This window comes from Actinomycetota bacterium (assembly GCA_019347675.1).
In the GTDB taxonomy this organism is placed as follows: Bacteria; Actinomycetota; Nitriliruptoria; order Nitriliruptorales; family JAHWKO01; genus JAHWKW01.
On the sequence record JAHWKW010000041.1, the window covers coordinates 1 to 10,698 of the forward strand.

Annotated in this window: 11 protein-coding genes; 5 read left to right on the top strand and 6 right to left on the bottom strand. The window is 70.8% G+C overall.

The window, feature by feature from the left end:
- Both KY462_16140 and ilvA read right to left on the bottom strand, forming a co-directional pair.
- Positions 1-306: hypothetical protein (locus KY462_16140; GenBank protein ID MBW3579227.1), on the bottom strand; the 306-nt coding region annotated here is incomplete at its 3' end.
- Between the two features lie 113 nt (positions 307-419).
- On the bottom strand, positions 420-1,631 hold the full coding sequence (ilvA, locus tag KY462_16145; GenBank protein ID MBW3579228.1) for a threonine ammonia-lyase: 1,212 nt from the start codon (positions 1,629-1,631) through the stop codon (positions 420-422).
- A gap of 77 nt (positions 1,632-1,708) precedes the next feature.
- Between ilvA and KY462_16150 the strand changes: the two genes are divergently transcribed.
- From KY462_16150 to KY462_16160, 3 genes are all read left to right on the top strand, one after another.
- A complete protein-coding gene (locus tag KY462_16150) occupies positions 1,709-3,100 on the top strand; it encodes a class II fumarate hydratase (GenBank protein MBW3579229.1) in 1,392 nt (463 codons plus the stop codon).
- A 117-nt stretch (positions 3,101-3,217) separates the two neighbouring features.
- On the top strand, positions 3,218-3,367 hold the full coding sequence (locus KY462_16155; GenBank protein MBW3579230.1) for a hypothetical protein: 150 nt from the start codon (positions 3,218-3,220) through the stop codon (positions 3,365-3,367).
- Positions 3,368-3,453: 86 nt separating this feature from the next.
- Positions 3,454-3,852 carry an arsenate reductase ArsC gene (locus KY462_16160; GenBank protein ID MBW3579231.1) on the top strand — a complete coding sequence of 133 codons (399 nt, stop codon included), beginning with the start codon at positions 3,454-3,456 and terminating at the stop codon, positions 3,850-3,852.
- 36 nt (positions 3,853-3,888) lie between these two features.
- Here the strand turns inward: KY462_16160 and KY462_16165 are convergent, their stop codons facing one another.
- Positions 3,889-5,046 (bottom strand): FIST C-terminal domain-containing protein, encoded by a 1,158-nt coding sequence (locus tag KY462_16165; GenBank protein MBW3579232.1) that lies wholly within the window; start codon positions 5,044-5,046, stop codon positions 3,889-3,891.
- A gap of 593 nt (positions 5,047-5,639) precedes the next feature.
- Between KY462_16165 and KY462_16170 the strand changes: the two genes are divergently transcribed.
- Entirely contained in the window at positions 5,640-7,169 is a 1,530-nt protein-coding gene (locus KY462_16170; protein MBW3579233.1) for a hypothetical protein, read from the top strand.
- A 97-nt stretch (positions 7,170-7,266) separates the two neighbouring features.
- On the opposite strand, the gene sucD is transcribed toward KY462_16170, so the two are convergent.
- Genes sucD through KY462_16185 form a run of 3 tightly spaced genes read right to left on the bottom strand, consistent with a single transcriptional unit; the run spans position 7,267 to position 9,838 of the window.
- Entirely contained in the window at positions 7,267-8,163 is an 897-nt protein-coding gene (sucD, locus tag KY462_16175) for a succinate--CoA ligase subunit alpha (GenBank protein ID MBW3579234.1), read from the bottom strand.
- A 40-nt stretch (positions 8,164-8,203) separates the two neighbouring features.
- Positions 8,204-9,364 carry an ADP-forming succinate--CoA ligase subunit beta gene (gene sucC / locus KY462_16180; GenBank protein ID MBW3579235.1) on the bottom strand — a complete coding sequence of 387 codons (1,161 nt, stop codon included), beginning with the start codon at positions 9,362-9,364 and terminating at the stop codon, positions 8,204-8,206.
- A gap of 39 nt (positions 9,365-9,403) precedes the next feature.
- Positions 9,404-9,838: a cobalamin B12-binding domain-containing protein gene (locus tag KY462_16185; GenBank protein ID MBW3579236.1), complete on the bottom strand. Its 435-nt coding sequence runs from the start codon at positions 9,836-9,838 to the stop codon at positions 9,404-9,406.
- Positions 9,839-10,142: 304 nt separating this feature from the next.
- Between KY462_16185 and KY462_16190 the strand changes: the two genes are divergently transcribed.
- Complete coding sequence (locus KY462_16190) at positions 10,143-10,655, top strand: hypothetical protein (protein ID MBW3579237.1); 513 nt, start codon at positions 10,143-10,145, stop codon at positions 10,653-10,655.
- Positions 10,656-10,698: the final 43 nt, after the last annotated feature.

Genomic DNA, 10,698 nt, shown 5'->3' on the forward strand with positions numbered 1-10,698 from the left:
GTCCCAGCTCGGCTGCGCACGACGGACCCATCCGCGCCCGCGATCAGAAGCAGGTCGCCTCGACGTCACCGCCCCGGTCATGCTCTGGCCCACCGGGGCGTGCCTGGCCGCCACCGCCGTGCCCGCGCTGACCTCCGATGCTCCACGCCGAGCACCTGCCCGCTCGGCCGTCTCGAACTGGCGTTCGGCCATGACCGTAGCAACCGGGTGAGCCGCCGGGACGGTGGTTACCCGGCGAACGCGGCGGCCAGCTGAGAACGTGAGCAGGGCGAGCGGCTGGCGGTCCTCGACGTGGTCGATCAGCATGGCACGGGAACCACTCTGACAGCGACCGTCCTTCGGCCTCATCTTCCCCAGAGTGCCAACAGAACCTGAGAGGAAGCTGAAGGATCGGCTGAGGACGAGCTGAGGATGCGGCCTCAGACGCGTTCGAACGGGTAGTCGGCGGCGAGCATCCGCTGGCTGATCGCCTCGACGTGGTCGGGGCCGCGGGTCTCGAGCTCCAGGACGACCTCGACCTCTTCCATCCGCAGGCGCCGCAGGAACCGGTGGTGTTCGACCGCCACCACGTTGGCGCGTTCCTCGGCGAGCAGGCCCAGCAGCCGGTGCAACTCGCCGGGTCGGTCCGCCACTCGCGTGCGGATCGCCACGAAGCGGCCCTCGGCGGTCAGCCCCGAGGTCACCACGTGCTGCAGCAGCAGCGGGTCGATGTTGCCTCCCGACAGGACCGCCACGATCGGGGGCTGGAGGTCACAGGCGCCTGTCAGGATGGCGGCCACCCCCACCGCACCGGCCGGCTCGACCACCAGCTTCGCGCGTTCCAGGAGCAGGAGGAGCGCACGGGCGATCGCGTCGTCGTCGACCGTCACGACCTCGTCGACGAGGGCCTGGACGTGAGCGAGGGTGAGCTCGCCTGGACGTCTCACCGCGATGCCGTCCGCGATCGTGTCGCATCGGGGCGCGTCGCGCGGTTCGCCGGCGGCCAGCGACGGTGGGAAGGACGCGGCCCCGGCCGCCTGCACCCCGACCACGCGGGCGGCCGGGGACGTGTCCTTGATCGCCACCGCGATCCCCGAGCACAGACCGCCGCCGCCCACCGGCACCACGATCGTCCCGCCCCCGCGCAGGGTCGGCACCTGCTCGAGCAGCTCCAGGCCCAACGTGCCTTGGCCGGCGATGACGTCGCGGTGGTTGAACGGGTGGACGAACACCTTCCCCGCTCCCCACGAATGATCCAGCGCCGCGTCCAGTGCCTCGTCGAACGACGACCCCACCAACCGGACGTCCGCCCCGTGACCGGCTGTGGCCTCCACCTTGGGCAGCGGCGCCTCACGCGGCATGAACACCGTGGCCTCGACGCCCTGCAGGTTCGCGGCGAGCGCGACTCCCTGCGCGTGGTTCCCGGCCGACGCACACACCACGCCGCCGGCGCGCTCCTCGTCGGTGAGGCGGCTGATGAAGGTGTAGGCGCCCCGAAGCTTGAACGACCCGGTGCGCTGGAGGTTCTCGCACTTGAGCAGCACCTCGGCGTCGACCGTCTGCGACAGCGCACGCGACGGTTCGATCGGTGTGGCCTGCACGACGGAGGCGACGAGCGACGCTGCGGCCGTCACCTCTGCTGCCGACACCAGTTCCACGCGCACCCCCTCGTCCGGGAGCCTACGAGCGTCCGTACGCTACGGGTCCAGCGATGGCACGGGAGGCAGCGATGGCTGATGCCGTCCGAACCGCCAGGGACACGATGGGTGAGATGCAGCTCCCGGCCCACGCCCTGTGGGGCGCGCAGACGCAACGCGCGCTCGAGAACTTCCCGGTCTCCGGCCAGGGTGTGCCCGTGGAGGTGGTGCGTGCGCTGGCCCTCGTCAAGTGGGCGGCAGCCACAGCGAACCAGGAGATCGGCGTGGTCGACCCCGACCTCGCCGATGCGATCCGGCGCGCGGCCGACGAGATCATCGACGGGGGCCACGACGACCAGTTCCCGGTCGACGTCTTCCAGACGGGTTCCGGGACCTCGACCAACATGAACGTCAACGAGGTGCTGGCCAACCGCGCGGGCATGCTCCTCGGTGATGCTGTCGGCGCGTCGCGCGTCCACCCCAACGACGACGTGAACGCCGGCCAGTCGTCCAACGACGCCTTCCCGTCGGCTGTGCACATCGCCGCTGCGCAGCTGGTCACCGATCAGTTGCTCCCCGCGCTCGCTCACCTCCATGGCACGTTGACGCAGAAGGCCGAACAGTGGGCCGATGTGGTCAAGACGGGCCGGACCCACCTGATGGACGCCACGCCCGTGACGCTCGGCCAGGAGTTCGGCGGGTACGCACGGCAGGTGCAGCTCGGAGCGGGGCGCGTGCAGCGTGCCCTCGAGTCCGTTGTCGAGCTGCCGCTGGGAGGCACGGCTGTGGGGACCGGTCTCAACGCCCCGCCGGGGTTCGCCACCCGGACGATCGAGCTGATCGCGGAGCGCACCGGCCTGCCGTTCCGGGAGGCCGAGGACCACTTCGAGCAGCAGGGCGCCAGGGACGCGCTGGTGGACCTGTCCGCGGCGCTGCGCTCGGTGGCGGTGAGCCTGTTCAAGATTGCCAACGACGTGCGGTGGCTGTCGTCGGGGCCGCGGACCGGTCTGTACGAGCTGAAGCTGCCGGCCGTGCAGCCGGGCTCGTCGATCATGCCGGGCAAGGTCAACCCGGTGATCCCCGAGTCGGTCCGCCAGGTGGCGGCGCAGGTGATCGGGAACGACGCGGCGGTGACCGTCGGCGGGCTGGCCGGCGAGCTGGAGCTGAACGTGATGATCCCGGTGATGGCCCGCAACGTGGTCGAGTCGATCCGGCTACTGGCCGCGGTCAGCCGTCTGTTCGCCGACCGCTGCATGATCGGGGCAGAGGCGACCGACCGGGGTCCGCGCTACGCAGAGCAGTCCTTGATGGCCGTCACGGCGCTGGCGCCGGAGATCGGGTACGAGCGTGCCGCGGCCCTGGCGAAACGCGCGATGGAGGAGGACCGCACACTCCGCGACGTCGCGATGGACGAAGGGGTGGACACCGCACTCCTCGACCGGGTGCTCGACCACCGTCGGCAGGCGGCCGGTGGCGTGCTGTGAGCGTGCGGTCCGGTCACGCGACTGCGACGCAAATGTTCGCCTGACCCGAACCTTGTGGTAACGGAGCCGTAACGCCACCCCCGTAGCGTGGGATGGACTCCGGGCGGGAGGTGGTCGATGACCATGGAGGAGCTGCGGGACGAGCTGCTGGCGCGGGCGTTCCTCTTCGATGACCCGCTGACGTACGCTGCTGGGGTCGAGGATGCGTTGGCTGCGGCAGCGTCAAACCTCGACGTGCGTGAGGCCGGACAGGCTCAACCGACGTAACGAAGCGGCCATCCTCGTCGTCGCCGCCCGGCCGCCAGCGGACCACCGCGCGTCCGGGCGCGCGGCTCACCCGGCGAGAGGCCACGATGGACGACGTGCCCCAGGTCCTGTTCGTGTGCGTCCAGAACGCCGGTCGGCGCCAGATGGCTGCGGCACTGCTGCGCCACCACGCCCTCGGGCGGGTTCGTGTGCTGTCGGCGGGCTCCGCGCCGGCCGCCGCAGTGCACGACAACGTCCGGGCGGTGATCGACGAGTGGGGCATCGACCTCTCCGAGGCGACACCGGCGGCCCTGAGTGACGAGTTCGTCGAGACGTCGGATGTCGTGATCACCATGGGGTGTGGTGACGCCTGCCCGATCTACCCCGGCAGCCGGTACCTCGACTGGGACGTCCCCGATCCCGCGGGGCGGTCACTGGAGGAGACGCGGGTGATCCGCGACGACATCGACCGCCGCGTCCGCGCTCTCCTCACCGACCTCGTCTGAAGGCCAGCGTCCGGTGAGATCGGTGCGGCGGGTGGGTCATCGCTCGTCGTGGAACACGGCCAGCGACGCCGTGAAGCCATGCAGGAAGCTGCGCGGCCCGACGGGTCCGATCTCCCCGGCGCAGAACGCCCCGCCGAGATGGTCGGTGAGGGCGTCGGCGACCGTGCGTGCGTCGTGGTCGGGTTCGCCGAAGAACCGCCGACCGCGGCCGTTACAGGTGAACAGCAGGGCCCCCGCGGTCGGGCCGGTGCGATCGGCGCGCGACACAGCAGCGAGGAGGTCCTCGTGCGCACTGGCCGCGTCGCGCACCTGGAACTGGATGGTCTGTCCGACCGCGACGTGGTCGCCGACGGCGATCGTCCCGGTGTCCTCGTCGGCGCCGATCACCCCACGGATGAGGAAATCACCGGTTTCGAGGCGGTCACGGTACTCGTCGGCGACCAGCCCCACGTGCAGACCGTGCTGCATCAGGACCCGATCCTCGGACGCAACCTCGGCGAAGATCTGCCGGAGACGTTCCATCGCGGGGGCGCCGCCCAACTCGAACACGACGTTGCCTTCTGCCCGTGTCACCACGAACGGAGCGCCGACCGGCCGACATCCTTGCGACACGACCACCTCGACGGGGACCCCGGACAGCGTCACGCCGACCGCCCCGTCGAGGTGGATCTCGACGCTGTCGGGACCGGCGAGCAGCAGCCGCCCAGGCGCGTGCCCGGGCGTCAACAGGCCCCCGACGATGCGGTGCCCGGGGCGGGTACGCCCGAGGTGGGCGATGACGTCCGCGGCCGGGTAGCTGTGGGGGTCAGCCAGCACGATCGTCACGTCATCCTCGTCGGTGTCGGGCCACCCGAGGACCGCGACGGCGCCGGTGTCGACCCGTCCGACAGCGCTGCGGAAGGGGCGGACCTCGCCGCCCTCCCACGCCGCGGCCCACACCGACACCGCCGGACCGTCCTCGATCTCGGTCCCGGGTCCGACGACGCCCTGCGCGACCCCCGCGATCAGCGCCTCGGGGTGCAGGCGCGCCCGTACAGCCGCGGCGATCGGGGGGAGGCCATCGACGTGTGCTGGCGAGGTGAACACGACCGCGAGCCGGCATCCGTCTGTTAGTGGCTGCGCGGCGGCGTCGGCTGCCTCGGCGGCGGCCAGACCGGCCTCAGCGGTCCGGCTGGTGGCGGCTCCGACCTGCATGCGACGACCTCTCGACCCGTCCGGAGACGGTATGACGCCGGGCCATCACCGGCCACCCAGGATGCGTGCGCCTAGCGCACAGCGAGGACGCCACGGGCACGCTGAGGCGTGTCGCTGCGTTGTACCAGGTGACGGCGGCGGGTCTCTCGTCGCCTCCCCGCGGGCCCTTCATCACGCCGGAGCCCCACCCGGCCGGCCCACGGGAAACGGTCGCCGTCGCCCCACGGCGGCCGTGCGCCGGTCGACGCCGTGCCCCCGCGCGTCCCGGCGTGAAAGAAGCCCCGCCCCCCAAGGGCGGGGCTTCTCTCGTACGGCCCCTTCGGGTGCGGCGCGAGGCAACCGGCTCGTCGCCGAGCAGAGGCGTGACACCAGTGGTTCCCGAGAGGATGGACTGCAGCGACCGCAGCCACAGCCGCGGCTTCTGCGTCGCCCCCACGGAGGCGTGGGACAAGTGCCGCGGGTTGCCTCTCGGCGCCGGCGGCAGATCCGGCCGATGGCCGCGGCATCCCACGGTTGCGGATCCAAGACAAGAGGATTGACGCTCGATCGATCATGGGCGTAGCTTCTCCGGTCAAGTCTCGACAGGGGGGACCATGGCTCGATCCCTTCGCATTCTCGCGCTCGGGGCGGTGCTGCTCCTCGTGCCCGTCCTTCCCGCGGCGGCGCATCCGCCGGACGCCGACGACGCCGGCAGCGAGCACGAACACGCCGACGTGGACCAGCAACCGACCCGACAGGACCGGATGTCGGAGGTGTTCCACTCGCCGAGCGGGCAGATCAACTCCGACCTCGCCTTCTGGGGCGATCTCGCCTTCGCCGGTTACTACGGCGGCTTCCGTATCTTCGATATCTCCCGCGCGACGCCCCAGCTGGTCTCGGACTTCAAGTGCTACGGACCACAGAATGACGTGTCGGTGTGGGACAGCGACGGCGACGGGCAGGCGGACCTGCTGTTCACGTCCGTGGATCGCACGCTGACCGGCCCCGAATGCGGCGCGACGGGCACCGCCGATCACGACGACCCGACCGGCTGGGAGGGCATCCGCATCTTCGACGTGAGCAACCCGGAGGCTCCCAGTCAGATCGGCGCGGTCTACCAGGACTGTGGGTCGCACACGCACACCCTGGTTCCGGATGTCGCCAACAAACGCGTGCTGCTCTACAACTCGTCCTACCCGCTGCGGCCCGGACCGACCTGCGGTCCTGATCGGGGTCCCGAAGCCGACCGCGACCCGTTGCACGGCGTCATCCAGGTCGTCCAAGTGCCCCTGGCCAACCCCGCCGCCGCGGAGGAGATCGCCGAGCCGCCGATCAACTATCCGGGCGACCCCGACAACACGTTCGACCCCGCAGAGCACGGCCTGGCTGGCTTCAACCCTCTGCGCGCCTGCCACGACATCGCCGTGTTCGTCGAATTGCGGCTGGCGGCGGCGGCGTGCGCGGAGCAGGCGCAGCTGTGGCGCATCGGCGCGGACATGCTTCCCGACACCACCAACCCGTTGTGGGTGTTCGACAACCCGGTCGACACCGACGGGCCGGGCGGCGGCGACACCGCGGCTGACTTCTGGCACTCGGCGACGTTCACGTGGGACGGCAAGGTCGTCAACTTCAGCGACGAGTCGTTCGGCGACGGTTGCCCGCCGGTGACCACGATCACCGAGTCGGGCTCACCGGTGGTCAGCGACACGGGGCGGACGTACTTCCTGGACGTCAGGACCGGGAAGGAGCTCAGCCAGTTCATGATCCCGCGGACCGAAGAGGACGCGTACTGTTCGACCCACCAGGGCAACGTCGTGCCGCTTCCCGGGCGCTACATCCTCGCGCAGGCGTGGTACATGGGCGGGGTGAACCTGATCGACTTCACCTCGAAGAAGAACCCGCGCGAGATCGCATTCCACGACCGGGGACCGGGCGGCGCGACCGGGTCGGACAACTGGGCGCACTACTGGTACGAGCGCGCACCCAAGCCAGGATCTGCGCTGCGGACCTACGGTCAGGACGGCATCCACAGCCCGGCGTCAGGACACGGGTTCCAGGCGTTCGACTCGTCGGCGTCACGGGGCCGCCGCATCGGCCTGACACACCTGAACCCCCAGACCCAGGAACGCGTGCTGTTCCGCTGACTGTGTCCGAGGCCGACAAGAGTGCGGCGGTACGAACAAGGGGCGGGCCCACACCCGCCCCTTTGCGCTGTCCGTGCGAGTCCTCGGGTTGCCGGCTTTAGCCGCCTCCGGACAGTCGCTCGATCATGAGGCTGGTGGCCTCTGACGGGTTGGTCGCCACCGCGATCCCGAGGCTCTCGAGGATGTCCTTCTTCTCGGCCGCGGTCTCGCCCCCGCCGCCGCCCTCACGCACGATCGCGCCGGCGTGGCCCATCTGCTTGCCTGCGGGCGCCTCGAACCCGGCGACGTAGGCCACCACCGGTGTGTCGGGGATGTGCTCGGCGACCCAACGCCCCGCCTCCTGCTCGTCGGTCCCGCCGATCTCCCCGACGAACACGATCGCGTGGGTGTCGGGGTCGTCGGCGAACAGGCGGATGATGTCCAGGAAGTTGGACCCCACCACCGGGTCGCCGCCGATCCCCACACAGGTGGAGATCCCCAGGCCCCCCTGCGCGAGCTCGTGCATGATCTGGTACGTGAGCGTTCCCGAGCGCGACACCAGTCCAACCGTCCCCGGCCCGGCGATGTTGGCGGGGATGATGCCCACGTTCGCCTCCCCGGGGCTGATCAGACCGGGGCAGTTGGGCCCGATCAGGCGCACGCCACCCCGGCGCACCACCCGGTCGTACACCACGGTCATGTCGTGGACCGGCACCCCTTCGGTGATCACCACGATGGTGCTGATGCCGGCCTCGTAGGCCTCCAGGATCGCCTCCATGGCGAAGGGTGCGGGCACCATGATCATCGAGGTGTCAGCGCCGGTCTCGGCCCGGGCCTCGGCCACCGTCGCGAACACCGGCAGGTCCAGCACCTCCCAGCGGCCCCCGCCACGCTTGGGATGGACCCCACCCACCACGTTCGTGCCGTAGTCGAGGTTGCGCTTGGCGTGGAAGGTGCCCTGGGTACCGATGCCCTGGACGACCACCGTGGTGGCCTGGTCGATGATGATGCTCACCGGCCCTCCTTCAAAGATCCGCGACGAACGCCACTTGCAGCTACCCGCGTGCCAGCTCCACCGCCCGGCGAGCGGCCTGCTGCATGTCGGCCGCGGCCACGACGTTGGGGTGTCGTGCCTGCTCCAGGATCCGCCGGCCCTGCGCTGCGTTGGTCCCGTCGAGACGGACCACCAGCTTGGGTTCGATCCCGCCGAGGCGATCGAGCGCCTCGATCACGCCCTTGGCGACCTCCTCGCCGCGGGTGATCCCGCCGTAGATGTTGATCAGCACGCTCTTGACCTGCGGATCGGCCAGGACGATCGCGAGGCTCTCGGCCATCGTGTCGGCGCTCGCGCCGCCACCGACGTCGAGGAAGTTCGCCGGCTGCCCGCCTGCCTGTGCAACGACGTCGATCGTGGCCATCACCAGCCCAGCGCCGTTGCCGAGCACGCCGACGTCCCCATCGAGCTTGACGTACTGGATGCCCTTACGCTTGGCACGGGCCTCGAGGTCGTCGCCGCGTCGGTCGAAATCCGCCCACTCCCGGTGGTCGTCGTGGCGGAACATCGCGTTGCCGTCGATCGTGACCTTCGCGTCGAGGGCGATGACGCGCCCGTCGGTGGTGCGTACCAGCGGGTTGATCTCCGTCAGCAGCGCGTCGCCCAGGCGGAAAGCATCGAACAGCTGCACCAGGAGTTCGCCTGCCGCGTCGGCCGCTGCGTCGGGGATCTGCGCGGCGTGGACGATCGCGCTGGCCCGCCCCGCTGGGAGGCCGCCCTCGACCTGTGACGGGACGATCGCCTCCTTGACGACGGCCTCGGGTCGCTCGCGGTTGACCTGTTCGATGTCGACCCCACCTTCGGCCGAGCAGATCACGAGGTATCCCTTGCCGACTCGGTCGTGCATCACCGAGAGGTAGTACTCGTCGGCGATGTCGCTGGCCGGCTCGACGTACACCAGTTGCACCATGTGACCGCGGATGTCGAGTCCCAGGATCGCGGCGGCAGCCTCACGGGCCTCCTCGGGCGCCTCCGCGAGCTTGATGCCGCCGGCTTTCCCGCGACCGCCGGTCTTCACCTGTGCCTTGACCACCACTGGTCGGTTGAGTTCACGCGCAGCGTCCTCGGCTTCGTCCGCGGTGGTGCACACGATCCCCGGGGGCGGGGTGGGCACGCCGTGGCGCCGGAAGAACTCCTTGCCCTGATACTCCAGCAGGTCCATCCGTGCTCCCGTGTCCGTCTGTTGTGAGGCGCCGCGATGTCAGGCGCTGCCGGCGCGCCTGGCCCCAGCAGGGTTCTCGGCGCCGGTGTCGGGGACGTTGGCGCGGACCCAGGCGACGATCTCGCTGATGGGCGTGCCCGGGGTGAAGATCCGCGCGATCCCCTGGCGTTCCAGCTCGGGGATGTCGTTCTTGGGGATGATCCCGCCGCCGAACACGACGACGTCGTCGGCGCCCTCCTGCCGCAGCAGCTCGACCACCCGCGGGAACAGTGTCATGTGCGCCCCGGAGTGGATCGACAGCCCCACGGCCTGCGCGTCCTCCTGGATCACCGCGTTCACGATCTGTTCCGGTGTCTGGTGCAGCCCCGTGTAGATGATCTCCATCCCGGCGTCGCGGAGCGCTCGGGCCACGACCTTGGCCCCGCGGTCGTGCCCGTCGAGGCCCGGTTTGGCGACGACGACGCGGATGGTCACCGGTGAGGTCCTTCCTGCCCTGCAGCGGGCGGCGATCGACCGAGCCCCGCAGCGACGCGTCGTGTGTGCCCAGCGCCGCGCGGCCGAGGATAGTGCGAAGCGTGAACACCCGGTGCGGCGCCGCGCCCGGGCGCGTCCACGACGACACGGTCCACCGTCCCGGAGTGCGTGGTCGCGGTTGCCGTTGGTGGTCGCGGTTGCCGTCCGTTGTCGCGGTTGCGGTGCGTGGTGGCGGTGGCGTTCGTGATCGTGGACGGTCGCGGCGGGCGGGGGCCCGCGCCCGTCGCCCGTAGGCTGACCATCGGTGACACAACGCGATCCGGACTACGGCCCGTCGGGGTACCTCCCCGAGCGAGCCGCGCGGCGTGCCCGCAAGATCGTGCTCCGGGCCCCGCTGGGCCTGCAGTGGGTGCTCGCCGCGGCGGCGGTCGGGCTGGTCCTTCTGGTCGTGGTGATCGTCTTCGCGTGGCGGGCGTCGCAGCCACCGGGCGAGCCGTTCGTGTCGGCGGGACCGGTGGAGGAGATCGGCACAGCGAGCCACGATGGGGACCGTGGGGTGCTGTACGTCGCCGCGGCGGGCAGGGTGCGTGCGTTCGCTGTCGGCCGGACGGGGGTTCCGGTGTACTGCGAGCGGTCGGGGCGGTTGGAGTCTCCGGCGGGGCGAGTGTGGAGCGCGACCGGTCGGGCGCTGGACGGGGGCGCCTCGTTGGATACCTACCCGGTGGTCGTGCACCGCGGCGTCGTGTACGTCGACCTCACCCGCCGCCAGCCCGGCCCGCCGCCGGAGGACCGGGGCGTCGAGGCGACCTGCTTCTGATCGCGGGCGCGGATGGGTCCGTCGTGCGCAGCCGAGCTGGCGG

Bases quoted from the DNA above. Each gene is read 5' to 3' on its own strand.
- KY462_16150 (MBW3579229.1), top strand. From the start codon at position 1,709: ATGGCTGATGCCGTCCGAACCGCCAGGGACACGATGGGTGAGATGCAG.
- KY462_16155 (MBW3579230.1), top strand. From the start codon at position 3,218: ATGACCATGGAGGAGCTGCGGGACGAGCTGCTGGCGCGGGCGTTCCTC.
- KY462_16160 (MBW3579231.1), top strand. From the start codon at position 3,454: ATGGACGACGTGCCCCAGGTCCTGTTCGTGTGCGTCCAGAACGCCGGT.
- KY462_16165 (MBW3579232.1), bottom strand. From the start codon at position 5,046: ATGCAGGTCGGAGCCGCCACCAGCCGGACCGCTGAGGCCGGTCTGGCC.
- KY462_16170 (MBW3579233.1), top strand. From the start codon at position 5,640: ATGGCTCGATCCCTTCGCATTCTCGCGCTCGGGGCGGTGCTGCTCCTC.
- sucC (MBW3579235.1), bottom strand. From the start codon at position 9,364: ATGGACCTGCTGGAGTATCAGGGCAAGGAGTTCTTCCGGCGCCACGGC.